26 protein-coding genes are annotated in these 25,391 nt (G+C 61.5%); 25 read left to right on the plus strand and 1 reads right to left on the minus strand.

Features of this window, described 5'->3' with window-relative positions; genetic code table 11:
* The first annotated feature begins 168 nt into the window (after window positions 1-168).
* From O1W68_RS11000 to trmD, 11 genes are all read left to right on the plus strand, one after another.
* On the plus strand, window positions 169-1,428 hold the full coding sequence (locus O1W68_RS11000) for an ammonium transporter (protein ID WP_269303753.1): 1,260 nt from the start codon (window positions 169-171) through the stop codon (window positions 1,426-1,428).
* 74 nt (window positions 1,429-1,502) lie between these two features.
* Window positions 1,503-1,841, plus strand: a complete 339-nt coding sequence (locus O1W68_RS11005; protein WP_019664269.1) for a P-II family nitrogen regulator — start codon at window positions 1,503-1,505, stop codon at window positions 1,839-1,841.
* A complete protein-coding gene (locus O1W68_RS11010) occupies window positions 1,831-4,392 on the plus strand; it encodes a [protein-PII] uridylyltransferase (RefSeq protein ID WP_269303485.1) in 2,562 nt (853 codons plus the stop codon). Before O1W68_RS11005 ends, O1W68_RS11010 begins: the two co-directional genes overlap by 11 nt.
* Window positions 4,393-4,576: 184 nt before the next feature.
* On the plus strand, window positions 4,577-5,392 hold the full coding sequence (locus tag O1W68_RS11015; RefSeq protein WP_269303487.1) for a M23 family metallopeptidase: 816 nt from the start codon (window positions 4,577-4,579) through the stop codon (window positions 5,390-5,392).
* Window positions 5,393-5,528: 136 nt separating this feature from the next.
* Window positions 5,529-7,073: a signal recognition particle protein gene (ffh, locus tag O1W68_RS11020; RefSeq protein WP_269303488.1), complete on the plus strand. Its 1,545-nt coding sequence runs from the start codon at window positions 5,529-5,531 to the stop codon at window positions 7,071-7,073.
* Between the two features lie 6 nt (window positions 7,074-7,079).
* On the plus strand, window positions 7,080-8,162 hold the full coding sequence (locus O1W68_RS11025; RefSeq protein WP_269303490.1) for an amidohydrolase family protein: 1,083 nt from the start codon (window positions 7,080-7,082) through the stop codon (window positions 8,160-8,162).
* Window positions 8,159-8,989, plus strand: coding sequence for a CPBP family intramembrane glutamic endopeptidase (locus O1W68_RS11030; protein WP_269303492.1), 831 nt, complete (start codon window positions 8,159-8,161; stop codon window positions 8,987-8,989). Before O1W68_RS11025 ends, O1W68_RS11030 begins: the two co-directional genes overlap by 4 nt.
* 128 nt (window positions 8,990-9,117) lie before the next feature.
* The gene (rpsP, locus tag O1W68_RS11035) at window positions 9,118-9,609 is read left to right on the plus strand and encodes a 30S ribosomal protein S16 (RefSeq protein ID WP_269303494.1); all 492 of its coding nucleotides are present in this window, start codon (window positions 9,118-9,120) and stop codon (window positions 9,607-9,609) included.
* Window positions 9,606-9,848 (plus strand): RNA-binding protein, encoded by a 243-nt coding sequence (locus O1W68_RS11040; protein WP_003939023.1) that lies wholly within the window; start codon window positions 9,606-9,608, stop codon window positions 9,846-9,848. Before rpsP ends, O1W68_RS11040 begins: the two co-directional genes overlap by 4 nt.
* Window positions 9,849-9,859: 11 nt before the next feature.
* Window positions 9,860-10,393 (plus strand): ribosome maturation factor RimM, encoded by a 534-nt coding sequence (rimM, locus tag O1W68_RS11045; protein WP_269303495.1) that lies wholly within the window; start codon window positions 9,860-9,862, stop codon window positions 10,391-10,393.
* A gap of 4 nt (window positions 10,394-10,397) precedes the next feature.
* Window positions 10,398-11,078: a tRNA (guanosine(37)-N1)-methyltransferase TrmD gene (gene trmD, locus O1W68_RS11050; protein ID WP_269303497.1), complete on the plus strand. Its 681-nt coding sequence runs from the start codon at window positions 10,398-10,400 to the stop codon at window positions 11,076-11,078.
* Between the two features lie 22 nt (window positions 11,079-11,100).
* Here the strand turns inward: trmD and O1W68_RS11055 are convergent, their stop codons facing one another.
* Complete coding sequence (locus O1W68_RS11055; RefSeq protein WP_269303499.1) at window positions 11,101-12,060, minus strand: serine hydrolase; 960 nt, start codon at window positions 12,058-12,060, stop codon at window positions 11,101-11,103.
* A gap of 64 nt (window positions 12,061-12,124) precedes the next feature.
* On the opposite strand from O1W68_RS11055, the gene O1W68_RS11060 reads away from it, so the two are divergent.
* From O1W68_RS11060 to O1W68_RS11125, 14 genes are all read left to right on the plus strand, one after another.
* The gene (locus O1W68_RS11060) at window positions 12,125-14,440 is read left to right on the plus strand and encodes a Tex family protein (RefSeq protein WP_269303500.1); all 2,316 of its coding nucleotides are present in this window, start codon (window positions 12,125-12,127) and stop codon (window positions 14,438-14,440) included.
* A gap of 78 nt (window positions 14,441-14,518) precedes the next feature.
* Complete coding sequence (locus O1W68_RS11065) at window positions 14,519-15,364, plus strand: hypothetical protein (RefSeq protein WP_269303501.1); 846 nt, start codon at window positions 14,519-14,521, stop codon at window positions 15,362-15,364.
* Between the two features lie 151 nt (window positions 15,365-15,515).
* Window positions 15,516-15,857 carry a 50S ribosomal protein L19 gene (rplS, locus tag O1W68_RS11070; RefSeq protein ID WP_136169295.1) on the plus strand — a complete coding sequence of 114 codons (342 nt, stop codon included), beginning with the start codon at window positions 15,516-15,518 and terminating at the stop codon, window positions 15,855-15,857.
* A 149-nt stretch (window positions 15,858-16,006) separates the two neighbouring features.
* The gene (lepB, locus tag O1W68_RS11075; protein WP_269303503.1) at window positions 16,007-16,789 is read left to right on the plus strand and encodes a signal peptidase I; all 783 of its coding nucleotides are present in this window, start codon (window positions 16,007-16,009) and stop codon (window positions 16,787-16,789) included.
* Between the two features lie 14 nt (window positions 16,790-16,803).
* Entirely contained in the window at window positions 16,804-17,544 is a 741-nt protein-coding gene (locus O1W68_RS11080; RefSeq protein ID WP_269303505.1) for a ribonuclease HII, read from the plus strand.
* A 40-nt stretch (window positions 17,545-17,584) separates the two neighbouring features.
* Window positions 17,585-17,890: a DUF2469 domain-containing protein gene (locus O1W68_RS11085; RefSeq protein WP_084348597.1), complete on the plus strand. Its 306-nt coding sequence runs from the start codon at window positions 17,585-17,587 to the stop codon at window positions 17,888-17,890.
* Window positions 17,891-17,900: 10 nt separating this feature from the next.
* Window positions 17,901-18,059 (plus strand): hypothetical protein, encoded by a 159-nt coding sequence (locus O1W68_RS11090; RefSeq protein WP_269303508.1) that lies wholly within the window; start codon window positions 17,901-17,903, stop codon window positions 18,057-18,059.
* A 243-nt stretch (window positions 18,060-18,302) separates the two neighbouring features.
* On the plus strand, window positions 18,303-18,641 hold the full coding sequence (locus O1W68_RS11095; protein WP_269303510.1) for a histone-like nucleoid-structuring protein Lsr2: 339 nt from the start codon (window positions 18,303-18,305) through the stop codon (window positions 18,639-18,641).
* A gap of 302 nt (window positions 18,642-18,943) precedes the next feature.
* Window positions 18,944-19,297, plus strand: a complete 354-nt coding sequence (locus tag O1W68_RS11100) for a YraN family protein (protein ID WP_269303512.1) — start codon at window positions 18,944-18,946, stop codon at window positions 19,295-19,297.
* Window positions 19,297-20,805 carry a YifB family Mg chelatase-like AAA ATPase gene (locus tag O1W68_RS11105; RefSeq protein ID WP_269303513.1) on the plus strand — a complete coding sequence of 503 codons (1,509 nt, stop codon included), beginning with the start codon at window positions 19,297-19,299 and terminating at the stop codon, window positions 20,803-20,805. Before O1W68_RS11100 ends, O1W68_RS11105 begins: the two co-directional genes overlap by 1 nt.
* The gene (gene dprA / locus O1W68_RS11110) at window positions 20,802-21,926 is read left to right on the plus strand and encodes a DNA-processing protein DprA (protein WP_269303515.1); all 1,125 of its coding nucleotides are present in this window, start codon (window positions 20,802-20,804) and stop codon (window positions 21,924-21,926) included. Before O1W68_RS11105 ends, dprA begins: the two co-directional genes overlap by 4 nt.
* Before the next feature lie 94 nt (window positions 21,927-22,020).
* Window positions 22,021-22,791, plus strand: a complete 771-nt coding sequence (locus O1W68_RS11115) for a siderophore-interacting protein (protein WP_136169288.1) — start codon at window positions 22,021-22,023, stop codon at window positions 22,789-22,791.
* A 96-nt stretch (window positions 22,792-22,887) separates the two neighbouring features.
* Window positions 22,888-23,817, plus strand: coding sequence for a tyrosine recombinase XerC (locus tag O1W68_RS11120; protein WP_269303517.1), 930 nt, complete (start codon window positions 22,888-22,890; stop codon window positions 23,815-23,817).
* A 140-nt stretch (window positions 23,818-23,957) separates the two neighbouring features.
* Window positions 23,958-25,319, plus strand: a complete 1,362-nt coding sequence (locus O1W68_RS11125; RefSeq protein WP_269303519.1) for a nucleotide-binding protein — start codon at window positions 23,958-23,960, stop codon at window positions 25,317-25,319.
* Window positions 25,320-25,391: the final 72 nt, after the last annotated feature.

Genomic DNA, 25,391 nt, shown 5'->3' on the forward strand with positions numbered 1-25,391 from the left:
GCAACAGTTTTGGTCCATCCGTTCACACGAGCGAAACACCAGAGTGTCATGGATGAAACTTCGTGAAACCACTCTTTCTCTCAGACGGCGCATCATCCGGTGCGCACGAGAAGGAGGGTGTACGTGAGTCCCGAGGAATTGTTGGCCAACTCCGGCAATGCTGCCTGGATGCTGACAGCAGCATCGTTGGTGCTGCTGATGACGCCAGGTTTGGCGTTTTTCTATGGTGGTATGTCGCAGCAGAAATCCGTACTCAACATGATGATGATGTCGTTCGGGGCAATGTTCGTCGTCGCGCTCGTCTACGTCCTGTGGGGATGGTCGATGTCGTATGGAACCGAGAACATCGGCGGGGTGTTCGCGAACCCCTTCGAGTTCTTCGGTTTGAAGGATTCGATCACAGATGCGGACGGAAACTTCCTTGCCGGCGCCTGGGGCTACCCGAACGTCGTCGACATTGCCTTCCAGGTGACATTCGCGATCATCACGGTCGCACTCATCAGCGGCTCGCTCGCTGGACGCGTCAAGTACGGCACCTGGCTGGTGTTCGCCGGCGTCTGGGTCACCCTGGCTTACTTCCCCCTCGCACACATGGTGTGGGGCGGCGGATTGCTCTCCGGTTCGGAGGACGGCTTCGCAGCGAAGATCTTCGGTACGACCGACGACGGCGACGGTGGGCTCGTTGCGGCTGTCCCGCCGATCGACTTCGCTGGTGGCACCGTGGTCCACATCAACGCAGGAATTGCCGGTCTGATTCTGGCGCTCATCATCGGCAAGCGCGCAGGATTCGGTCGAGTTGCGTTCCGACCGCACAACCTCCCGTTCGTCATGCTCGGTGCGGCTCTGCTGTGGTTCGGTTGGTTCGGTTTCAATGCAGGCTCCGCCTTCGCTGCTGACGGGTTCGCGGGTCTGGCCTGGGTCAACACGACTACTGCTGCGGCAGCTGCGATCGCAGGCTGGCTCGTCGTGGAACGTATCCGCGACGGCCATGCCACCAGCCTCGGTGCTGCTTCGGGCATCGTCGCAGGTTTGGTCGCCATCACACCCGCTGCAGGCGCCCTGACCCCGATCGGATCGATCTTCCTCGGCGTCGTCGCCGGAGCGCTCTCCGCTCTGGCCGTCGGCCTCAAATTCAAGTTCGGCTACGACGACTCGCTGGACGTCGTCGGTGTCCACCTCGTGTCGGGTCTGTGGGGCACCATCGGAATCGGTTTCTTCGCGTCCGAAACCGGGCTGTTCTACGGTGGCGACTACAAGCAGTTGGTCGTCCAGACGGTCATCGCTCTGTCTGCTGTGATCTTCACCGGTGTCGTCACCGCGATCATCGCGTTTGCGCTCAAGCCACTCGGCTGGCGTGTGTCGGATGAAGGCGAAGCCAAGGGCATCGACGAAGCTGAGCACGCTGAGACTGCGTACGACTTCGCTTGACAGGGTAAAGATAGGGGGCGAGAAGTCGCTCCGAATACAACCGAGCATTCGTGAGCTTGTGAAGGGAAGCACAAATGAAGCTGATCACGGCAATCGTCAAACCGTTCACCTTGGAGGACGTCAAGACAGGCCTCGAACAAGCCGGCGTGCTAGGCATGACGGTCAGTGAAGTGCAGGGCTATGGACGTCAGAAGGGCCACACCGAGGTCTACCGTGGTGCCGAATATTCCGTCGACTTCGTTCCGAAGGTGCGCGTGGAGGTCGTCGTCGACGACGCCGCAGTGGAGAAGGTCGTGGAAGTAATCGTCGAAGCTGCTCGTACCGGCAAGATCGGTGATGGCAAAGTATGGGTTTCGCCGGTCGACTCGGTCATCCGAGTACGTACCGGTGAACGTGGCGCCGATGCGCTCTGACCCCAACGGGTCGCGGGCAGGGGGCCCCGATTCTGGAGCGAAAGCGACAGGGTCGGGGCCTTCGGTCTCGAAGGCCCCGACCGTCTCGAAGGGCATGGTCTCGAAGAGCAACGTGTCGACGAGCACCAGCGACGCAGCCGCAGATCTGGTGCGAGCCAGAAAACAGCTGCTCGACGACGGAAGCCGGAACCGTCGTCTCGACGCGCCCTCGCTTCGACAGGCTTTGGTCGATCTGCACGAGTTCTGGCTGACCACCAAGGGCGCCGAGCTCGGTATCAAACCGGATTCCGGATTCGCAATCGTTGCGGTGGGCGGATTGGCGCGTCGCGAAATGTTGCCCTATTCCGACCTCGATTTGATTCTTCTTCATGACGACATGCCGGCCGAGCTCGTCGCCGATGTGGCGGACAAGCTCTGGTATCCGTTGTGGGACGCCCACATCAAGCTCGATCACAGTGTCCGTACCGTTCCGCAGGCTCTGCAGGTTGCAGCGTCGGATCTGACTGCTGCTCTCGGAATGCTCGAAGCGCGGCACATCGCAGGCGATGTCGAATTGAGCAATTTGCTGATCGGTGGTGTTCGGCGAGAGTGGCGGACGAATATCCGTTCTCGCTTCGAAGAGCTGATCACTCAAACCCGGTCTCGTTGGGCCCGCAGTGGAGAGATCGCCCATCGTGCCGAGCCCGAACTCAAGAGTGGCCGCGGAGGATTGCGCGACGTTCAACTACTCGATGCGCTGTCCATTGCACAACTCACCGACGGTATGCCGGGGCTCGGGCCGGAGTCACCGGGTGGCGGACTTGCCTTCGCGCATGGCCGTTTGCTCGATGTCCGGACCGAATTGCACCGAGTTGCAGGCCGAGCACGCGATCAGCTTCGGGCGCAGGACGCCGACGAGATCGGTGCGGCATTGCGCATCGGCGACAGATTCGATCTCGCTAGGGTACTTAGCGATTCGGCTCGCACCATCAGCTATTCGGTGGATGTCGGCCTCCGTACCGCCGGCAATTCCCTTCCTCGTCGCGGGTTGTCCCGCCTCCGGCGTGTTCCGGTTCGGCGCCCGCTCGACGAGGGTGTCGTCGAACATGCCGGTGAAGTAGTACTCGCGCGTGACGCTCGTCCGAACAAGGATCCCGGGCTGATAATGCGGGTGGCCGCTGCCTCCGCGCAGACGGCTATGCCGATGTCGGCCTCGACGTTGAATCGCTTGTCCGAAAGCGCACCCGAGCTACGCGAACCGTGGCCGAAGGAAGCGCTCAACGACCTGTTGGTGCTGCTCGGGTCAGGTCGCCGATCGATCGCCGCGATCGAGGCGCTCGACCGGACCGGCCTGTGGGGTCGGTTGATTCCGGAATGGGGAGCCGTTCGTGATCTGCCGCCGCGCGATGCGGTGCACACGTGGACGGTCGACCGACATCTTGTGGAAACCGCTGCGTACGCAAGTGCTTTGACGACACGTGTGGCCCGACCGGACCTGCTCGTCCTCGGAGCTTTGATCCACGACATCGGGAAGGGCAGGGGCGGAGACCACAGCGTGGTCGGCGCTGAGCTCGCGGCTCAGATCGGGAACCGGTTGGGGCTGTGGCCTTCCGACGTCACGCTGCTGAGAAAAATGGTGCTTCATCACCTGCTGCTTCCGGACACCGCGACTCGACGCGACCTCGACGACCCGGCCACTGTGGAGAAGGTCGTGCAGACGCTTGGATCGGACACTGTCCTTCTGGAGCTGCTGCACTCTCTCGCCGAAGCCGACTCGTTGGCGACCGGACCTGGCGTGTGGGGTGATTGGAAGGCCTCGCTCATCCGCGAACTGGTTCGACGATGTCGCTTGGTCATGGCGGGGGAGAGCTTGCCGACCGCTGACCCGCTCGATCCCGCCCACATCGCTCTGGCGGAGAAGGGCGGAGTTCACGTCGATCTGCAGCCGACCGAGGGCTCGCACACGTTCGTGGTAACCGTGATCGCTCCGGACCATCCTGGCTTGCTGTCCGACGCAGCCGGCGTCTTGGCACTGCAATCGCTGCGAGTGCTGTCGGCGTCACTCGGGAGTCATGAGGGGACCGCGGTGAATTCTTTTGCGGTCGCACCGCTGTTCGGCTCGCCGCCTCAGGCCGGTCTGTTGCGTCAAGAAATCATTCGTGCGCAGTCCGGGGAACTCGACTTACTCGGCATGCTCGACGCGAAGGAACGTGATGCGCGGCCAGTGAACCTGGACGGCGAAGTCGATGCGGCGGTACCAGTTCTGTATGCGCAGGCACCCCCGAGAGTCCTGTGGTTCGACGGGACCGAGCCTGGCCAGGTAGTGCTCGAATTGCGAGCCGAGGATCGACTGGGCTTGCTTTGTCGCTTGGCCAGTGCGCTCGAACGCTGCGGTGCACACGTCCGGTGGGCGAGAGTGACGACATTGGGCACGTCGGTCATCGATGCGTTCTGCATCGATCTGGCCGGATCGGACAGCCGTGATACTCGGGAAGAGATCGAGCGTGCCGTGCTCGCGGTAGTTCCGGCCCCCGAACCACCGAAACCGACGGTGAAATCGGAGGGGACCTGAATGCTGGTTCGGGTGGTCAAAGACGAACTCTTCAGAGAGTGGTGATATTTCATAAAGATTGGGTTACGGTCTGTGCGGGCGAGATCAATTTGTTATGTTTCACGCTATCGAATGAAAGTACGACTTCCGGTCGTTTCACGACGCTCGAGATTCATGCACGCCGACGACTGATGAGGTATTAACTGTGGGATCCCACCGGCGGTCGAACATATACGTTCCGATCGAGATGGATATCGATGCACCGCGCGGGCGTCACAGGGCACACGTAGAGAAGAACGAAGCCGGACTGCGTGCCGCGACGATCGTTCTGGCTACCGGCGCGATCGTGGCGGGAGCTGCACAGTTGGGGGCGGGTACCGCCGCCGCCGCCCCTGCGCCGGAAGCTCCGACGGCGGGAATGCCGTTCGAAATTCCGCAGAACCTCCTCCCTGGAGGCTTCGAGTTGCCGCCGGGTATCGAGATCCCGGAGAACATCGCGCTCCCGCAAGGACTTCAGCTTCCGGACACGTCGAACCTGCAGGGCTTCGGAATTCCTGACGTCGGAGCCGCAGCCCAAGATTTGATCAGGGGCCTCCAGCCCATCAAAGAGCGGGCTGTCCAGCCTGTATCCGGGGTTCTCACATCGAAATTCGGGTCCCGTTGGGGTGCGCACCACGGTGGCCTCGACATCGCTGCTCCAATCGGAACACCGATTTTGGCCGCGACCGACGGCCAGGTGACAGCTGCGGGACCGGCCTCCGGATTCGGTCTATGGGTAAAGGTGCTGCACGAGGACGGCACCGAGACCGTCTACGGGCACATCAACGATTATTCGGTGACCCCCGGACAGCATGTGACGGCAGGTCAGCAGATCGCCACGGTAGGTAACCGCGGCGAATCCAGCGGCCCGCACCTGCATTTCGAGGTCCACGATCCGAGTGGTTTGAAGGTCGATCCCGCCGAGTGGCTCTCCATGCGTGGAGTCGCGGTCACATGGACCGACCCGGCACTCAACGCCTGAACTCGAAGGTCGTTTTCCGGCGTGCACAGCGCTGTAGAACCCTCGCCGACGACCTGGAGTAGTACCGGGCGTTAGTGTGGAGCCTGCTCTACACGACGTTCACGCCCCATTCGCAATCGGCTCAGGAGTGCAATCGGTGTTCGAATCCCTTTCCGACAGGTTGACCGGGACGCTCAAAGACCTCCGTGGCAAGGGGCGTCTGTCGCCTGCCGATATCGATGCCACCGCCCGCGAAATTCGACTTGCGCTGCTCGAAGCCGACGTGGCGCTTCCTGTGGTGCGCGAGTTCATCACGCGAATCAAGACGCGAGCCAAGGGTGCGGAGGTTTCGGGTGCGCTCAATCCTGCCCAGCAGGTCGTCAAGATCGTCAACGAAGAACTTGTCGGAATTCTCGGCGGTGAGACCCGTCGACTGACCTTCGCGAAGACACCTCCGACCGTCGTCATGCTGGCAGGCCTGCAGGGCTCCGGTAAGACCACGCTTGCCGGCAAGCTCGCCAAGTGGTTGAAGGATCAGGGGCACACGCCTCTTCTGGTCGCCTGCGATCTGCAGCGGCCGGGCGCGGTCAGTCAGCTTCAGATCGTCGGAGAACGCGCGGGCGCGACTGTATTCGCCCCGCACCCGGGCACGTCCATCGGAGGCGGGGAGAACGCGCTGGGAGTCTCTGCCGCCGATCCTGTCGAGGTTGCTCGTGCAGGTGTTGCCGAGGCCCGGAACAAGCAGTACGACATCGTCATCGTCGATACGGCCGGCCGGCTCGGCATCGATACCGAACTGATGAATCAGGCCGCGGGTATCCGAGATGCGGTCCAACCGGACGAAACCCTGTTCGTTCTCGATGCGATGGTCGGCCAGGATGCCGTGAGCACGGCGCAAGCATTCCGCGACGGTGTCGGTTTCACCGGTGTCGTCCTGACCAAGCTCGACGGAGATGCGCGTGGCGGCGCTGCACTGAGTGTGCGCGAGGTAACCGGTGCCCCGATCATGTTCGCATCCACGGGTGAGAAGCTCGAAGACTTCGACGTGTTCCACCCCGACCGGATGGCCAGTCGGATTCTCGGAATGGGTGACGTCCTCAGCCTCATCGAGCAGGCGGAGCAGCATTTCGACGCGGAACAGGCCGAAGCGACCGCGAACAAGATCGGGTCGGGTCAGCTGACGCTGGACGACTTCCTCGAGCAGATGATGGCCGTTCGCAAAATGGGCCCGATCGGCAATTTGCTCGGCATGCTTCCCGGCGCCGGCCAGATGAAGGAACTGGCCAATGTGGACGAGAAGCAACTCGACCGCGTGCAGGCCATCATTCGCGGCATGACGCCACTCGAGCGCACCGATCCCAAGATCATCAATGCCTCCCGCAGACTGCGTATCGCCAACGGATCCGGAGTCAAGGTTTCCGACGTCAACCAACTCGTCGATCGCTTCTTCGAAGCGCGGAAGATGATGTCGGCCATGGCAGGTCGCATGGGGATGCCGGGCGCACGCAAGCAGGTCCGCAGTAAGAAGGGTAAAAAAGGCAAGAAGGGTGCTCGTGGCCCAACCCAGCCGAAGATCCGGGGCGGCTTCCCGGGTATGCCGGGTGGCATGCCCGATCTGTCCGGAATGCCGCAGGGCCTCGATCAGATTCCGCCGGGTCTCGAAGGCATCGACCTGTCCCAGCTCAAGCTGCCCAAGAAGTAGGCCGACATGGTCGGATTCAGAGTTCGTGGTCGGGTGCTGCCGTCCGAGGAACTCGTCGAATTGTGGATCGTGGATGGTCTCGTCTCGGTCGAACCGGTAGTGGGTGCGCAGACACTGTGCGAGGACGGCTGGATTCTCCCCGGACTCGTCGACGCGCACTGTCACGTCGGTATCAAGTACGGCGGCGGACACGAGGACCTTCCCGGCGCAGTCGAGCAGGCGAAGACCGAGCGTGATGTCGGTGCATTGTTGCTGCGTGATGCTGGATCGCCCATCGACACCAGGGAACTCGACGAGTACGAAGATCTGCCGCGGATAATTCGCGCTGGACGGCACATCGCCATGCCCAAGCGGTACATCCCGGGTTTGGCCGTCGATATCGAGGACGAATCACAACTGCCGGAAGCTGTTGCGCAGCAGGCGCGATCGGGTGACGGTTGGGTCAAGCTGGTCGGTGACTGGATCGACAGAAGCGTCGGCGACCTCAGCCCGCTGTGGGACGAGGCGATCCTTGAGAAGGCAATCGATGCAGCGCACGCCGAAGGTGCGCGAGTCACCGCGCACGTGTTCGGTGAGGACGCGTTGCCGGGTTTGATCGGGGCCGGGATCGACTGCATCGAGCACGGCACCGGTCTGACGGACGCGACGATCGAGCAAATGGTCGAGCACGGAACTGCCCTTGTTCCGACGCTGATCAACATCGAGACGTTTCCCGATATAGCGGCTTCGGCCGGCAAGTATCCGGTCTACGCGCGACACATGCGGGAACTTCACGGTCGAGTGGCGTCGACCATCGGACGAGCACACGATGCCGGTATACCGATCTTTGCGGGGACCGATGCAGGCGGATCCATTCGGCATGGACGGATTGCCGACGAGGTGCAGGCACTCGAACGCGTGGGAATGACCGCTACCGAAGCCCTGGGAGCTGCGTGCTGGGACGCCAGATCCTGGCTCGGGCATCCCGGACTCGAGCACGGAGCGCCCGCCGACCTGCTGATCTACACGACGGATCCACGCAGGGGGCCGGAGGTGCTGTCGGCGCCCGACGTCGTAGTGCTGCGTGGTGTGCCGATCGAACGAAGATGACCCGGCCGGGTCCGAGTGACCCCGAGGACCTTCCGCCGAGTTGGGCCGGCATGGCCCCGATGAACGCTGTTCATCATCGAAGCACCGGGTACTCGGATCGCTACTGGCGGGCCGAGTCGCTGGCTGCGAAACGGCGAGGCGGTCAGAGATGGGGAATTCCATCAGCGGCCGCCGTGCTCGCCCTCAACCTTGCAGGCTTCCTGGCGTTGCCATGGATGATCGACACCGACTCCTCTCCCGCCTACGTTCTGGCGATCATGATTCCCAGTGTCCTGGCTGCGAGCCTTGCATTCGTGATCACTGCGCGCCGAGGGAACGGCCCCGCCGTCGACTTCGGTCTGCCGGCCACGCTTTCCGAATGGGGAGCTCAGCTTCGATCCGGAATTGCCTGGGGTGCCGCTGCCTTGGCAGGCGGCCTGTTAATCGCGGTGCTTGTCCTAGCTCGTACCGACCTCGAGGATCGATCACCGCTCGGCAACCTGATCGGCATACCGTTGCCCTGGAAAGTCGCGTTGGTGGGGTGGATCTGGATCGGCGCCCCGTTCTGCGAGGAAGTGATGTTCCGGGGGATGCTGTGGGGTGCGCTCGAACGGCGTACAGCGCCGATGAGGATGTCCTGGTTGGGAAACAGATGGGTCGTTCTGGTGGTCACGGCAGTCGTGTTCGCGCTGTGGCATCGCGAAGGATGGCGTTTTCTAGTGTTGGTGTGGGGCGGATTCGCTATCGGCATCGCCCGGATGCGAACCGGGTCGGTAGTGGCATCCACTACCGCTCACTCGGTGAACAACACCCTGCCGGCGCTGGCGATTCTCTCTCTGGCAGAATAGGCAGCTGTTCGCCCGTCCACCGGTTACGTACCGCACGGCGGTCACAACACCTCCATCGCAAAACCGGGTGCGCATCCCATACGCACCGCAGAATTGCGGCGTGACCAACTCGAAAGGCTCTATTTTTCATGGCTGTCAAGATCAAGCTCATGCGTATCGGCAAGATCCGCACCCCGCACTACCGCGTCGTCATCGCTGACTCTCGCACGCGCCGCAACGGCCGTGCTGTCGAGACCATCGGCAAGTACGAGCCCAAGCAGGACCCCAGCATCATCGACATCGATTCCGAGCGCGCGCAGTACTGGCTCGGCGTCGGCGCTATCCCCACCGAGCCCGTCGAAGCCCTGCTGAAGATCACCGGTGATTGGCAGAAGTTCAAGGGCCTTCCAGGCACCGAAGGCACGCTCCGCTTCGCTGAGGCAAAGCCCTCCAAGCTGGACCTCTTCAACGCTGCACTGGCTCAGGCCGACGCCGAGCCGCTCGGTGACGCTACGACTGCCAAGAAGAAAAAGGCTCCGAAGGCCGACGAGGCTACAAAGGCCGATGAGACGGCCAAGGCCGACGATTCGGCTGCAGCCGAGACCGCAGAAGCTCCGGCCGCCGAGGCTGCTGAGAAGTGAGTGCCGTTGTCGCCGACGCCGTCGAACATCTTGTTCGTGGCATCGTCGCCAATCCTGACGACGTACGCGTCGAACTGATCACCGGACGTCGTGGGCGCACCGTGGAGGTTCACGTGCATCCAGATGATCTGGGTAAGGTCATCGGACGCGGCGGTCGGACGGCAACTGCGTTGCGTACCTTGGTCTCCGGAATCGGCGGTCGCGGCATTCGCGTCGACGTCGTCGATACCGATCAGTAGGTAATCTCGCAATGGAGCTCGTAATCGGTCGTGTCGCCAAGTCGCACGGCGTCAAAGGTGAAGTGGTAGTCGATGTTCGCACCGACGAACCGGACGAACGCTTCGCTGTAGGAACTGTGCTGCACGGGCGCAAGCCGCGAGTATCGACCGATACAACCGAATACACGGTGGAAGCCGCCCGGGACCACTCCGGGCGGCTTTTGCTGCGCTTGAAAGGCGTCGACGACCGCAGCGTGTCCGACGCCCTTCGCGGCACACTGTTCGTGATCGATTCCAAAGATCTGCCGGCTTCGTCGGACGATGACGACGAATTTTACGACCATGAGCTCGAGGGCCTGTCGGTCCGTCTGTCCGACGGAACTGTCATCGGTTCGATCCGAGAGGTACTGCATTCGGCGGCGGGGGAGTTGTTGTCCATCCGCCCCGCCGACGGCAGCCGCGCAGAGTTACTCGTGCCGTTCGTTGCCGCGATCGTGACGTCGGTGTCGCTTGCCGACGGCGTCGTCGTGATCGATCCGCCCGAGGGTCTACTGGACCCGGAGTAGCGCGGTGCAACTCGATATCGTCACGATATTTCCCGAGTACCTGACGCCCCTTCGAACTGCCTTGCTGGGCAAGGCAATCGACAAGGGACTTGTCTCGGTGGAGGTTCACGATCTGAGGTCGTGGACCCACGACGTGCACAAAGCCGTCGACGATTCGCCCTACGGTGGTGGACCAGGAATGGTCATGAAACCCACTGTCTGGGGTGATGCACTCGATGACGTGCTTGCAGAAGATTCACTATTGGTAGTTCCGACGCCTGCTGGTGTGCCCTTCACACAGCGAACCGCCGAGCGGTGGGCGGACGAACGTCATCTGGTGTTCGCGTGTGGCCGGTACGAAGGCATCGATCAGCGAGTCTTCGACGACGCAGCTCGAAGAGTTCGCGTCGAAGAAGTGAGTATCGGTGATTACGTCCTCATCGGCGGCGAGGCTGCAGTCTTGGTGATGAGCGAGGCCGTTGTACGGCTCCTGCCGGGTGTGCTCGGCAATCAGCAATCGCACCAACAAGATTCGTTCTCCGATGGGTTGCTCGAGGGTCCCAGCTACACCAGGCCGGTGAGTTGGCGTGGACTCGAGGTTCCCGACGTACTCCTCTCCGGCGACCATTCGCGGGTCGCCGCGTGGCGCGCGGAACAGTCCCTCCGGCGTACTACCGAGCGTCGACCGGATCTCCTGTCGGACTGAACGGTTCGAGCGAAGGGAGAGGCTAGCTGCCGATCGTGCCGTCCGGAAACAGCATCGTCACGACGCCGGTGAGCGTGTCGCGAGCGTGCTGAGCGCTACTGTCGTCGGTGACGTCGACAACCGCGGTATCCGGATAGTGCTCCATATCGTCCTCGTAATGAATCTCCTCGCGAGAAACGAATGCCAACACGAAGCGATTGTCGATGCCTACTGTGCCCGTCGACAGATGAATCCATCGGTCCGCGATGCAGCACATCCACCCCTGTTTGACCGCGAAGACCGGCTCGGCCGGTAGGCCGTCGACGATGCCGAAATGCTGGCGATACCCATCGGTGGCCACCGGAGCCGATTGTCGAAGAAACCCGATCATCGTTGCTGTCGACGCGGGTGAGAGTCCGCCGACGCCGTCGAGCAGTCGTGTGTAGTAGGCGACGAGGTCGGCAGCGGTCGACATGGTGTTCCACCACAGGTCATCCCATGGCGGTGTGGTCGCCGTCAATCCGTAGCGCTCGGTCACCCGCGTGATGATCTCGGACCCGCCATACTTGTCCCACAAGTAATTTGCGGCAAAGTCGTCCGAAGATTCCAGCATCGTCGTCAACGACTCCATGTCTTCTTCGGCAACCGGGACCTGGCTCACATCCGCCCCATGCAGTACGTCGTCGGCGATGAACAGCTTGGATACCGACGCCGTTTCGATCGATTCGGCATCTCCGCTGGCAAAGTACGCACCGGTCTCGCGATCGAGGAAAGCGAAATCGACCTCCGCGCCACGCCCGATGGCCGACGCCACGGCTTCGGGTATGCGCGACTCGACAGACATGTCTTCGACGGTGGCCGTGTCGGGAAAAGGTGATTCGGAAGCATCGATCGCGAGCGCGGCCGGGGTGTCGTCGGGGGCACTGCACCCAGTGGAAAGAATCGATACCGCGGTGATGAGGGCAGTGAACGATACCGCCAGGACTTGCATCGGCCTGGACATGTCTGCAATCTCCCACGATGGTCACTGATGTTCTCATCTTAGAGTAGCGGTAGGGTCCAACGCCGTGACGACAGCTCTGAAATCTGTGAACAAGCGTATAGCCGAAGAACTCGACGTCCGCGAGGAGCAGGTCCGCGCGGCCGTGGATCTATTGGACAGCGGTTCGACCGTTCCGTTCATCGCTCGGTATCGGAAGGAGGTCACCGGCAGCCTCGACGACACCCAGCTCCGCCAGCTGGACGAGCGGCTGCGGTACCTTCGCGAACTCGACGAGCGACGTGATGCGGTCATCGAATCGATTCGATCCCAAGGCAAGCTCGATGAGGCACTAGAGCAGTCCCTGATGTCGGCCGAGACGAAAGCCAGAGTCGAGGACATCTACCTGCCGTTCAAGCCGAAGCGCAGAACGAAGGCTCAGATCGCGCGGGAGGCCGGGCACGAGCCTGTCGCCGACGCACTCATCTCCGATCCGAATACCGACCCGGCGCAGTACGACACCGAACAACTCGACGGTGCACGCGCAATCCTCGTCGAACGTTTCGCGGAGGATCCGGACCTGGTGGGCGAACTTCGTGAGCTCATGTGGACCCGCGGCAAGTTGACGGCGTCCGTCCGTAAGGGCAAGGAGGAAGAGGGCTCTAAATTCGCGGACTACTTCGAATTCTCCGAACCCTTCACCAGTTTGCCTTCGCACCGGATTCTCGCGGCACTGCGCGGAGAGAAAGAGGAGATTCTCTCCCTGGGTCTCGAGCCGGAGCAGGAGGAAGCGCAGCCTGGAGTTCCCACGGTCTTCGAAGGACGCATCGCGAAGAAGTTCGACATCGCCGATCGTGGCCGCGCCGGTGACCGCTGGCTCCTCGACACCGTGCGTTGGGCATGGCGGACCAAGCTTCTGGTAACCATGGCAATCGACGTTCGGATGCGCCTTCGACAGTCCGCCGAAAAGGACGCAGTGGATGTGTTCGCGTCCAACCTGAAGGACTTGTTGCTTGCAGCTCCTGCAGGCAACCGTTCGACGATGGGTCTCGATCCGGGATTCCGGACAGGCACCAAAGTTGCAGTGGTGGATTCGACGGGCAAGGTCGTCGACTACGACACGATCTATCCGCACAAGCCGCAAGGAAAATGGGACCAGGCGCTCGCGACACTGGCGGCATTGGCCTCGAAGCACTCGGTTCAATTGATCGCAATCGGAAATGGCACGGCCTCACGCGAAACCGACGCGCTCGCGGCGGAGCTCATCGCCAAATACCCCGCGGCGGGGTTGACCAAGATCGTTGTTTCCGAAGCGGGCGCGTCGGTGTACTCCGCATCGGCGTACGCCTCGAGCGAGTTGCCCGAGCTGGACGTGACGATTCGCGGCGCGGTCTCCATTGCACGACGGCTCCAAGATCCGTTGGCGGAGCTGGTGAAGATCGATCCGAAATCAATCGGGGTCGGCCAGTACCAGCACGACATTTCCGAGGCGTTGTTGGCCAGGTCCCTCGGTGCCGTCGTGGAGGATGCCGTGAACGCCGTCGGGGTCGACGTCAATACAGCCTCCGTTCCGCTGTTGTCCAGAGTGTCGGGAATTGCTGGCTCGCTCGCCGAAAGCATTGTTGCGCATCGTGATCAACACGGTCCTTTCGCCAGTCGCTCCAAGCTCAAAGATGTCGCACGGCTCGGTCCGAAGGCTTTCGAGCAGTGTGCTGGATTCCTGCGCATAGTCGACGGGGATGATCCGCTCGATCGATCGAGCGTCCACCCTGAGGCATACCCGGTAGTTCGGCGCATCGTCGACACGGCCGGTGTGGGGGTACGCGAGGTGATCGGCAACAGCACATTGCTGCGCACGCTCGATCCGCGAAAGTTCGCCGACGATCGATTCGGCCTCCCCACCGTCACGGACATCATCGCCGAACTCGAAAAACCGGGTAGGGACCCGCGTCCGGAGTTCAAGACCGCTACCTTCGCGGCAGGTATCGAGAAGATCGCAGATCTGAAGCCGGGGATGACGCTCGAAGGCGTCGTGACGAACGTTGCGGCATTCGGCGCCTTCGTCGATGTCGGCGTCCATCAAGACGGATTGGTGCACGTTTCGGCGTTGTCGCACAACTTTGTCAAGGATCCCCGTGAGGTTGTCAAGTCGGGACAGGTGGTCAAGGTCAAGGTCATGGAGGTCGACATCGCCCGTCAGCGCATCGGCCTGAGCTTGCGTCTCGACGACGAGCCCGGTGCCGGATCGAAGGACAAGCCTCGTGGCGGTCGGCCGGATCGGCGCCAAACGCCACGCAAGGAAGGCCGAGGCAACGACAATCGTGGAGGGGCTGGGCGCCAAACCAGTACTCCCGCGGCCGGCTCCATGGCAGACGCGCTACGGAACGCAGGATTCGGCAAATAGAGTTCGGCGCAGTGAAACCAGTTCAGGATCGTTCGTGTTCGACAGATGTCGAACGGGTTGTAAGAAGGGTGGGCCACGGTGAGTGAATGGCTGGATCGAGAGATCATCGAGCACGGACGCCTCCCGCTCCTGTGCTTCCTAGTCGGTTTCTTGGTCGGGTTCGCTGTCATTCGGCTCAGCGTTCGATTGATCCGCGCGCAGGTGAAGTGGTGGCCGGGAAACATCACTCCCGGTGGTCGGCACATCCATCACGTCGTGTTCGGGATCGTGCTGATGCTCGTCGCCGGCGTTGCTCTCATCACGGTGTACGAGGACGGAACGACCGAGACGGGCGCCGCACTTGCGTCGTTGTTCGGGGTCGGCGCGGCGCTCGTGCTCGACGAGTTCGCGCTGATCTTCTATCTCGAGGATGTCTACTGGTCCGAACAAGGCCGAACGTCGATCGATGCGGTGTTCGTCGCGACGGCGGCAACAGGGTTGCTTCTGCTCGGATTTCACCCACTCGAACTGTTGAACGTCACCGACATTCGCCGCGACCCCAACCCCTGGGTGAGGGCCGGGTACACAGCTTTGGCCTTATTCCACCTCGCTGTATGCGCAGTCGTCGTGCTCAAAGGGAAGATATGGACGGGATTGATCGGGTTGTTCGTAGCGCCGATTCTCTACGTCGGTGCGATCCGGCTGAGCAGGCCCGGAGCGCCCTGGGCACGCTGGTACTACACGAGCAGGCCCAAGCGAATGGAGCGAGCACTTCGGCGCGAGCGCACCATCAGACGTCCGACCATCAGGGCGAAGGTCTACCTTCAAGACCTCATTGCGGGAAAACCGAGTATCGGCCACGCCGTCGACGCGACGGAATCCGAACTGGACAGGACGGTTCTTCCGGCGGCGTCACCGTCGGTGCCGATGGCCTCTGCAGAGTGACACGATTTCGCAACCGGGGTCTATCTCTGGCACAATAGGCGAGTTGCCTGTGCAAGGCACAACCCTAATCGGAGTACGAACCAGCCGAGTTCCGTTCGCGGGACCGCTCGGTTCCTCTGCTCGTGCGAAGAACGCAAGGATGGACCTACCGATGAACACTCTGGACTTTTTGGACAACAAGTCGCTTCGCAGTGACATTCCTGACTTCCGCCCAGGCGACACGTTGAACGTGCACGTCAAGGTTATCGAAGGCTCGAAAGAGCGCATTCAGATCTTCAAGGGCGTCGTGATTCGTCGCCAGGGTGGTGGCGTTCGTGAGACGTTCACCGTCCGTAAGGTTTCCTTCGGTGTCGGTGTCGAGCGCACCTTCCCGGTTCACAGCCCGAACATCGCCGAGTTCGAGGTTCTGACTCGTGGCGATGTTCGTCGCGCGAAGCTCTACTACCTCCGTGACCTTCGTGGCAAGGCTGCCAAGATCAAGGAAAAGCGCTGATTGCGGTCACTTCCGCCCAGCTTCGAAAAGCGCCGCATCGTCCTTCGGGGCGGTGCGGCGCCTTCTTGTCCTCATCACCGTCGCTCGTTTGGTCGGCACGCGTCGGTGCACTGTTCGAACCACACAGAGACTGCGGCTAATCTAGTGCCGTGGCAGATTCCCAGCAGGATCCGAACCGGCCGTCCGACTCGCACAGTGAGAAGTCGGAAGAGACGCGTCGCGAGAAAAAGCCTCGATCCTTCTGGCGTGAACTGCCGATACTCATACTCGTCGCGTTGGTTCTGAGCTTCCTGCTCCAGACGTTCGTTGCACGCGTGTATCTGATTCCCTCCGAGTCGATGGAACCGACACTGCATGGCTGCGCTGGTTGCACCGGGGACCGTATCGTCGTGGAGAAGATCGGTTATCGCTTTGGAGACCCCAAGCCGGGCGACGTCATCGTTTTCCGCGGTCCTGATTCGTGGAACAGCGAATTCACCTCCACTCGGTCGTCGAACGCGATAATCCGTGGCGCCCAGGAAGTCGGCTCGCTGATCGGTGTCGTCGCACCGGACGAAAACGATCTCGTCAAACGAGTGATCGCCACTGGGGGACAGACCGTAGAGTGCTGTGACGCTCAGGGGCGTGTGCTGGTGGACGGTAAGCCGCTCGACGAACCCTATGTTCAGATGGACTTCCCGTTCACCCCTGACGTCATGACCTGCGATACCGAGCTGAAGTCCGGTCGCTGCTTTGCGCCTGTAACCGTGCCCGAGGGCAACGTCTGGGTCATGGGTGACAACCGGAGCAATTCGGCCGATTCACGGTTCCATGTCTCGGACGAGCTGATGGGGACCGTGCCGGTCGACAATGTGATCGGCAAGGCGTTCCTCATCGCACTGCCGCCATCGCGGTTCGGCACCCTCGACTCGCCCGACATCCAGGGACAATGAGCTGAACTCGGGCAATGAGTAGTACGAGTCGATCACGAGGTCGTCCGCCGTGGCCGCCGCGTCCTGTTATTCGTCGTTCCTCGGGGCTGCGAACGATGGAGTCTGCACTCGACCGCAATGGACTGGGGCCGGTGGCAGGTGTCGACGAGGCGGGGCGGGGTGCGTGTGCCGGTCCGCTGACTGTTGCCGCCTGTGTGCTCGGGGGGAAAGCGCACCCGGCACTGGCCGATCTGAATGATTCGAAGAAGCTGACCGAGAAGCGTCGTGAAGAGCTGTTTCCGAAGATCCAACGGTTGGCGCTCGCGTGGAGCGTGGTGTTCATCAACGCCGATGAGATCGATCGAATCGGTGTCCATGTCGCCAACATCGAGGGAATGCGACGAGCTGTGGCAGGGCTTGCGATGATGCCCGGATATGTTCTGACCGACGGATTCCGGGTTCCTGGACTGCCGGTTCCGTCGCTCCCGGTGATCGGCGGCGACGCGACTGCTGCATGTATCGCGGCGGCCAGTGTTCTCGCCAAGGTATCGCGAGACCGAGTGATGGTCGAGATGGACGCAGAAATCCCTGGTTACGGCTTCGCTGTACACAAGGGTTACAGCACCAGAGCTCATGCGGTAGCAATGTCGGAACTCGGACCGTGCTCCCAACACCGAATGTCCTACGCGAACGTCATGGCCGCCGCGGCAGCCAGGACCGACGAAGTAGCGTCGGTACTGGGCCGAATGGACTGCGATGAACGCAATGCGCGATGATTGAACTTCATGCCAGCCGACGGAGGATGAGAAGAAACCGATGAGTGCCGAGGATCTCGAAAAGTACGAAACCGAGATGGAGCTCTCGTTGTATCGGGAGTATCGGGACATCGTCGGGCAATTCAACTATGTGGTCGAGACGGAGCGCCGGTTCTATCTCGCCAACTCTGTCGAGCTCATTCCGCATAACGCGGACGGCGAGATCTATTTCGAACTGCGTATGTCCGATTCCTGGGTTTGGGATATGTACCGACCGGCACGTTTTGTCAAGCATGTTCGGGTGATCACGTTCAAGGACGTCAACATCGAGGAACTCGAGAAGACCGACCTGCGTTTGCCCGAGTAGGCCATTTTCCGTGTCGGTAACCCTGTGGCTGCTGTTGATTGCGGCGGGTACGTATCTCCTCGGCCGGCGACGCTCACGTAAGACACTTGTCATGTGTGCGCAATTGATCGGCGCAGCCGCGCTGTGCTTCGTACTCGGTCAGGTTTTGTGGTCGATTGTGCAGCAGTAGCTTTTCGGTACAGTGAATCGCACGCAATCGGTCGTCGAATAGTATGAGCGTCAATTCTACATCGATTGCAGGACAACGGAAATGGTTGCTCAGTTCTTTAGTGGATGTCTCGAAATCGGCTGAATTTGCTCGATATGGAAGCTGAAACGTTGCTGTGGATTTGTGTCCAATGTTGGGAGAATGAGCCAATTGGTGGTAGAAACGGCTCTATAAGCACTTCCCCCGACTGTTAGAGGTTCGGACATGGCACGCAAGACACTCGTCCAAATGATCGATGATGTCGACGGTTCGGTCATCAAGGACGGACAGGGTGAGACCATCGAATTCAGTATCGGTGGCAACCAGTACAGCATCGACCTGAACCTGAAGCATGCAAACGAACTGCACGAGCAGTTGGCATTCTGGATCGAGCATTCAGAGAAAGTATCGGGTCGTCGGGCACGTAAGACTTCATCGGCTTCCGCTCGTGGCAAGGTCGATCTGCAGGACATTCGCGCATGGGCTCGGGAAAATGGTTATGACGTGAGCGCACGCGGTCGAATCAGTCAGGACGTGCAGGCAGCGTACGAAGCAGCGCACTGAGTTCATCCCCGTAGAGATTTTCATCCACGTAGCTGGACTTAGAGCAATGCCCCGACCGGCAAGGTCGGGGCATTACTTTGTTTCTCGGTGCCTCCAGTGGTGCGGTGCCATGTAGTGCCCATGCACACGGGTACGACGCGTGGGCCGCCCGGCGAGTTCAATTCGAGTGGTAGTCCACAGGTGATTCGCTTGTACACAGGGTGATTCTCGAGCTGCGGGGATGCGAATTGTGGGTCCATCGTTGGCGCATCGTCGGTTGCGGGTTCGGCAGATCGGCGAACCGACGACCGTGGGGGAGTGCGATGTCCAGTTCGGACTTGGGGGCGCGCGGGGAGGCTTTGGCCGCTCTGCGCCTGGTCGATAGCGGAATGGAAATAGTCGAGAGAAATTGGCGTTGCCGGTACGGGGAACTCGACATAGTTGCTCGTGAGGGCGAGGTTCTCGTCTTCGTCGAGGTGAAAACTCGTTCGGGGACCGGCTACGGAACACCGGCAGAGTCGGTGACGTACGCGAAACAACAGCGAATACGTAAGCTCGCGCTGGCCTGGCTGGAGGACCGTGACAGCCCCTGGGTGAGAATGCGTTTCGACGTGGTCGCCATCATGATGGCCCGAGGTGCCGATCCGGTCGTGACACATTTGCGTGGGGTGTTCTGATGGCACTGGGTCGCGCTTTCTCGGTGGCCGTGTCCGGTGTGGATGGCCAAGTAGTGGAGATCGAAGCAGATATCGGTCGCGGATTGCCGGGTGTTCATTTGGTAGGACTCCCGGACACAGCGTTGAACGAGTCACGAGATCGAGTAAAAGCGGCCGTAACGAATTCTGGCAATAGTTGGCCGGATTCTCGGGTAATTCTGGCATTGTCCCCGGCTACCTTGCCGAAAGTCGGCTCCGTCTACGACCTCGGTCTTGCGTTGGCGGTTCTGGATGCAGCCAGACAGATCCCGCGGCAATCGCTCGAAAGGACCGTGTTCCTGGGCGAATTGGCATTGGACGGCAGACTTCGTCCGGTGCGCGGCGTTCTGCCGGGCGTGTTGGCTGTCAAACGTGCGAGGTGGCCACGAGTGGTGGTGCCGACGACGGCACTGGCAGAAGCAGGTCTTGTCGACGGTATCGAAGTGCTCGGAGCAGGTTCGTTGAAGGAAGTCGTCGAATGGCTGCGGGGGGAAGTCGAACTGAGTCGACCGATTCCCGGGCAATTCCGAGAAGAGGTGGCGTATCCGGATATGAGCGAGGTAGTGGGACAGTCCGAGGCGAGGTGGGCATTGGAAGTCGCTGCGGCCGGTGCGCATCACGTCATGCTGACCGGACCTCCGGGAATCGGCAAGACGATGTTGGCACAACGACTTCCAGGAATTCTCCCACCACTGACCGAGTCGGAGGCATTGGAGGTGACCGCAATTCATTCGGTTGCCGGGTTGTTGACGACAGAGCGGCCGTTGATTTCTTCGCCTCCTTTCATCGCGCCGCACCATTCGACGTCGGTGAGTGCGCTCGTCGGCGGAGGAACCGGAATGGCGAAGCCAGGTGCAGTCAGCCGAGCGCATCGGGGAGTCCTATTTCTCGATGAATGTGCCGAGATGGGCCTGAAAGTGTTGGAGGCGTTGAGAACTCCATTGGAGGACGGTGAGATCAGGATTGCGCGACGCGATGGCGTGGCTCGGTATCCGGCACGTTTTCAATTGGTGTTGGCTGCGAATCCTTGCCCATGTGCACCGGCCAGAAATGCCGATTGTGTTTGTGCGCCGATGGTTCGGCGAAAGTACCTCGGCAAGCTGTCCGGTCCGCTTCTCGACCGCGTCGATCTGCGCATCGCCATGATGGGGGTTGCGACCGGTGCTTTGACGGACGAGCTCGGAGAGACCACCGAGCACGTGCGCGCCCGCGTCATCGCTGCACGCGAGCAGGCCGCCGAACGTTGGCGCGAATACGGGTGGCGGACGAACGCCGAGGTTCCTGGGCCGGCGCTGCGGCAGAAGTTCACGCTCTCGCGTGAAGCCTTGGTGCCGGTCGAGAGAGCGCTTCGTAATGGTTCGCTGACCGCTCGAGGTGCGGATCGTGCACTTCGTGTGTCCTGGACTTTGAACGATCTGGCTGGGGGAGACATGCCAGGCATCGGAGAGGTGGGAGCCGCTTTGGACTTTCGAGACAGGGGGACGAGGTGACCACGCACGATCCACGTCGCCTGGCCTGGGCGTACCTCTCGCGCGTAGCTCAGGGGCCGCATCGAGTACTTCGCGACTTCGCAGCCGAGGCAGGTCCCGAGGGCGCCGCCGATGCCGTCTCTCGTGGGGCCCTTGGTGAGCGACTACAGGTTCGCTCGCATATCGACACTGCACAAGCGGATCTCGATCTTGTTGCATCCCAGGGCGGTCGGCTCATCACCCCCGATGACGACGAGTGGCCGATGTGGCGACTTCTCGCGTTCGACGGCGCTGGGATGCCAGTAGGAAACGATCAATGTGCACCTTTGGCCTTGTGGGTTCTCGGTGCAGTTTCGGTTGCGGAGTTGACGGAACGAGCCGTATCGATCGTCGGTACGCGTGCCGCCACGTCGTACGGCGAGCATGTGACTGCCGAGATTGCCGGAGATCTGGCAGTCGACGGGTGGACGATTCTATCGGGGGCGGCATTCGGGATCGATGCGGCCGCTCACCGAGCAGCATTGGGCGTGGGTGGTTCGACGGTGGCCGTACTCGCGTGCGGAGTCGATCGAGCATATCCCTCGGGACATTCTCGCTTGCTTCACCGAATCGCCAAGACGGGGGCCGTCATCAGTGAGTACGCCCCCGGCACGACGCCGGCCAAACATCGCTTTCTCGCTCGCAATCGTTTGGTTGCAGGCCTCGGCTCGGCTGTGGTCATCGTGGAGGCCGGTTGGCGCAGCGGTGCACGCAACACAGCAGGGTGGGCTCGCAAACTCGGACGGCCGGTTCTTGCGGTTCCGGGTCCGGTGACGTCGGCGGCATCGAAGGGGTGCCACCGAATGATTCGTGAAGGCGAAGCGTGTTTGGTTGCCGATGCCCACGATGTGGTCGCCGAAGCAGGAATGGCGGGGGAGACCGACGAGGGTAGACCCTCGATGTTTCGCGAAATCGATGCACTGTCCGAGTCGGCGCTGTTGGTGTACGAGGCGCTACCTGCGTCCGGAACTCTATCGCCGCGTGAACTTTCCGATGTGTCCTCGTTGCCTCTGGCTACTGTTCGATCGGTATTGCCTCTGTTGGAATTGGACGGGTTCGTGGCCAGTGACGAGACCGGGTGGTCCCGGGTGGCACGCACGTGAACAATCCGAGGAACCGCCGGAAACGGTAGGGTGTTAGGTAACACTTACTCTTCTAGGCAGTAAAACTATGTCAACAGCTCGGAAAGGCTCGAAAGTGGCACGACGCAAAACCGTCCTGACTGTCCTCCGTACGGAATCACTGACTCCTCACATGCAACGGGTGTACCTCGGCGACCCAGGATTCGACGACTTCCAACCGGTCGACTTCACCGACTCCTACGTGAAGCTCGCCTTCGGCTCGGAGGACGAGGAAGTAAAGCGCACTTACACGGTCCGCTCCGTCGATGTCGATGCTCGCGAGATTGCGATCGATTTCGTCGTCCACGGTGACGAGGGCATTGCCGGACCTTGGGCGGCCAACGCGAAGGCAGGCGACCGCATCGGCCTGTATGGACCCAACGGCGCTTACAAGCCGCGTCCAGAGGCGGATTGGCATCTCTTTGCCGGCGACGAATCTGCTATCCCCGCCATCTCCGCTGCGGTCGAGGCACTGCCGGAAGATGCGATTGCGAAGGTGTTCGTCGAGGTGTCGGACCGCAAGGACGAAATCTACATGGAGACGCTCGCGCTCGTGGACGTCACGTGGATTCACCGCGGGGCCGGTTCCGGCGAAGTCGGTGACGACAAGGCCGGGGACAACTCACCGCTGATCGAGGCCGTTCGAAACACCGAATGGCTACCGGGCCAGGCTCAGGTGTTCATTCACGGCGAAGCGCAGGCTGTGATGCACAATCTGCGTGGCTACGTGCGTAAGGACCGAGGTGTTCCTGCCGAGTGGGCCTCGATCTCCGGCTATTGGAGACGGGGGCGCACCGAGGAGACCTTCCGCGTGTGGAAGCGTGAGTTGGCCGAGGCCGAAGCGTGACCGCGAGCGACGGACGTCGCGTCTCGGCGGATAAACAAGGTGGGATGTCCGGCGCGGCTGGTTGCTCCCCTTCAGTGCAGCGGTAAGGCTGTGTGAATGGCCGACGACGAGCTCCCACCGACGCTGCGCGTACACCTCGAGGAGTATGCCGAGCATCTCGAAATCGGACGCAATCGATCGGTCAACACCGTGCGCGCATACGTGGCCGATGCAGAGTCGTTGCTCTGCCATCTCATCCGACGTGACGAGTCGGCAACGCTGGCCGACCTCGATCTGCGGGTACTCCGGTCCTGGCTGGCGGATCAGGCTCGGCACGGATCCGCTAGAACGTCGATGGCCAGACGAACGTCTTCGGCTCGCGCTTTCACCGCATGGCTCACTCGTAGTGCCCGCATGACCTCCGATCCAGCGCTGCGTTTGGCAACACCGGCGGTCCGGCGCTCACTGCCCTCGGTTCTCAAGCAGAGTCAAGCCTCCGAGGCGCTGACCCAGGCCCAAACCGGAGCGGCAGAGCTGGATCCACTTGCACTGCGAGATCGCCTGATAGTGGAAATGTTGTACGCCACCGGAATCCGAGTCGGTGAGCTGTGCGGACTCGATCTGGACGATATCGATACCGGTCGACGAGTGGTCCGAGTGATCGGAAAGGGTGACAAAGAGCGTTCGGCTCCATACGGAGTTCCGGCGGCGCATGCCCTCGAGGCTTGGTCGTTGCACGGGCGTCCGGCGCTGTTGAACGATCGTTCGGGGCGTGCGCTGCTGCTGGGTCGCAGAGGCGCACGTATAGATCCCCGCCAGGCCCGGACCGCTGTGCACGAGGTCGTGTCGGCGGTACCTGGTGCGCCCGATATCGGGCCGCATGGGTTGCGCCACTCCGCGGCCACCCACCTTCTCGAGGGCGGTGCCGACCTTCGGGTGGTGCAGGAATTGCTCGGGCATGCATCCCTTGCAACCACCCAGATCTACACTCACGTGTCGGTGGAGCGATTGCGGGCGGTACACGACCAAGCGCATCCGCGAGCGTGAGCAACGCCAGTTACTGGCGAGTTTGGTAGCGTCGTGGCGAAACAAACCGCACGCAAAGTATTGTGTTGCGTAACTGCAGCTCAGTTCGAAAACTGCTGTGGAGTCCAAAGCTGAAGTCGAAATCCGGATACGGGGGGACCGTGGACCGCGAACAACCCCAAGGCGCCAGCGCCGCGTGGTCGATCCGTGCCCAGTCGAATTCTGGTCATCCTTTTCGATCGAACTCCTCACCGATCGAGCCGGTGTGGACACCGGCATCGTCCGCTGACCCGGGTTCGAGCAGCGGCGAACCCGCGGCCGACGACCGGCAGATACCTCCGTGGCAATCTGGTCGGTCGGCCGATCGCCAGTCGCCACCGCGCTACACCCCACCCCCTCGAGTAATTCCCGAGCCTGTTCGCAACGGCCGCGCCGATGACTGGACCCCACCGTGGTCGGGTCCTTCTGCCGCCCGTTCTCAGCAGGTTCGGAACCCCAGTGGTTATCCACCTGGTGAGCCGGCCTTCGGTGCAACACCGGGGCCGAATCAGCCTTTCGGAGCGCAGTACCAGCCGACCAGTCAGGATCTTGCTCCCGACACGCTTCTCAAGCGTCCGCGGCGCACTTCGTCGTCGGGCTGGCGCAAGGGTGTACATCGACTTACCGGTGGGGTGATCAATCCAGGTGAATCGACCGCGGAGGAGCGCTACCGCAACCAAGTGGACCGCATAAGGCAGCCGGTCCTGGGTGACTATCGCATCGCGTTTCTTTCGCTCAAAGGGGGTGTCGGCAAGACGACGACGACCCTGGGCCTCGGGTCTACTTTCGCGTCGCTGCGTGGTGATTGCGTGATCGCAGTCGATGCGAACCCCGATTTCGGAACTCTGGGTGAACGGGTTCCGCGTCAGACCTCGTCGACAGTGCGCGATCTGCTGGCGGATGCTCCCAACATTCGACGCTATTCCGACATTCGTGCGCATACCTCTCAGGCGCCGAGTCGATTGGAAGTTCTTGCCGGAGAACGTGATCCTGCAGCATCGGAGATGTTCGGCGAAGAGGACTACCGTTCCGTCATCGATATGCTCCAGGTCTACTACAACTTGATCTTGACCGACTGCGGCACGGGCATCATGCACTCGGCGATGAACGGCGTGCTGCAACTGGCAAACGCACTCGTGCTCGTCTCCTCACCCGCTGTCGATGGCGCGCGTAGCGCAGCGGCCACGCTCGATTGGCTTCAGTTGCACGGTTATGGGCACCTGGTCGAGCGCACAGTGGTCGTGATCAGTTCGGTTCGGCCTGGTTCTTCCGCAGTCGATATGAACTTGCTGACTCAGCATTTCTTGGAACGGTGCCGCGCAGTGCTCGTCGTACCGTTCGACGAGCATTTGGCAGAGGGGGCCGTGGTCGATCTGGACCTTCTTCGTCCGCAGACACGCTCCGCATTCGTCGAGCTTGCGGCGATGGTGGCTGATGACTTCCCAGCAGTATCCGGACGGCATTCGGGTCCGAGTTGGCGCTGATCCGGGTGCGGCCTGCTCACGCGGGTTTGCCTCTCGCATCGTGGGACCATTCGAATTCGGTTGTGGTCGAAC

Origin of the sequence: Rhodococcus sp. H36-A4 (assembly GCF_027158005.1) — a bacterium.
Classification (GTDB): Bacteria; Actinomycetota; Actinomycetes; order Mycobacteriales; family Mycobacteriaceae; genus Rhodococcoides.

Excerpts from the sequence above, each read along its gene's own strand:
- rimM (WP_269303495.1), top strand. The coding sequence starts at position 9,860 with ATGGAGCTCGTAATCGGTCGTGTCGCCAAGTCGCACGGCGTCAAAGGT.
- O1W68_RS11055 (WP_269303499.1), bottom strand. The coding sequence starts at position 12,060 with ATGTCCAGGCCGATGCAAGTCCTGGCGGTATCGTTCACTGCCCTCATC.
- O1W68_RS11105 (WP_269303513.1), top strand. The coding sequence starts at position 19,297 with ATGGCACTGGGTCGCGCTTTCTCGGTGGCCGTGTCCGGTGTGGATGGC.
- rpsP (WP_269303494.1), top strand. The coding sequence starts at position 9,118 with ATGGCTGTCAAGATCAAGCTCATGCGTATCGGCAAGATCCGCACCCCG.
- O1W68_RS11030 (WP_269303492.1), top strand. The coding sequence starts at position 8,159 with ATGACCCGGCCGGGTCCGAGTGACCCCGAGGACCTTCCGCCGAGTTGG.
- O1W68_RS11120 (WP_269303517.1), top strand. The coding sequence starts at position 22,888 with ATGGCCGACGACGAGCTCCCACCGACGCTGCGCGTACACCTCGAGGAG.
- O1W68_RS11100 (WP_269303512.1), top strand. The coding sequence starts at position 18,944 with ATGTCCAGTTCGGACTTGGGGGCGCGCGGGGAGGCTTTGGCCGCTCTG.
- O1W68_RS11025 (WP_269303490.1), top strand. The coding sequence starts at position 7,080 with ATGGTCGGATTCAGAGTTCGTGGTCGGGTGCTGCCGTCCGAGGAACTC.
- rplS (WP_136169295.1), top strand. The coding sequence starts at position 15,516 with ATGAACACTCTGGACTTTTTGGACAACAAGTCGCTTCGCAGTGACATT.
- O1W68_RS11000 (WP_269303753.1), top strand. The coding sequence starts at position 169 with ATGCTGACAGCAGCATCGTTGGTGCTGCTGATGACGCCAGGTTTGGCG.
- O1W68_RS11005 (WP_019664269.1), top strand. The coding sequence starts at position 1,503 with ATGAAGCTGATCACGGCAATCGTCAAACCGTTCACCTTGGAGGACGTC.
- O1W68_RS11010 (WP_269303485.1), top strand. The coding sequence starts at position 1,831 with ATGCGCTCTGACCCCAACGGGTCGCGGGCAGGGGGCCCCGATTCTGGA.
- O1W68_RS11085 (WP_084348597.1), top strand. The coding sequence starts at position 17,585 with ATGAGTGCCGAGGATCTCGAAAAGTACGAAACCGAGATGGAGCTCTCG.
- O1W68_RS11080 (WP_269303505.1), top strand. The coding sequence starts at position 16,804 with ATGAGTAGTACGAGTCGATCACGAGGTCGTCCGCCGTGGCCGCCGCGT.
- O1W68_RS11095 (WP_269303510.1), top strand. The coding sequence starts at position 18,303 with ATGGCACGCAAGACACTCGTCCAAATGATCGATGATGTCGACGGTTCG.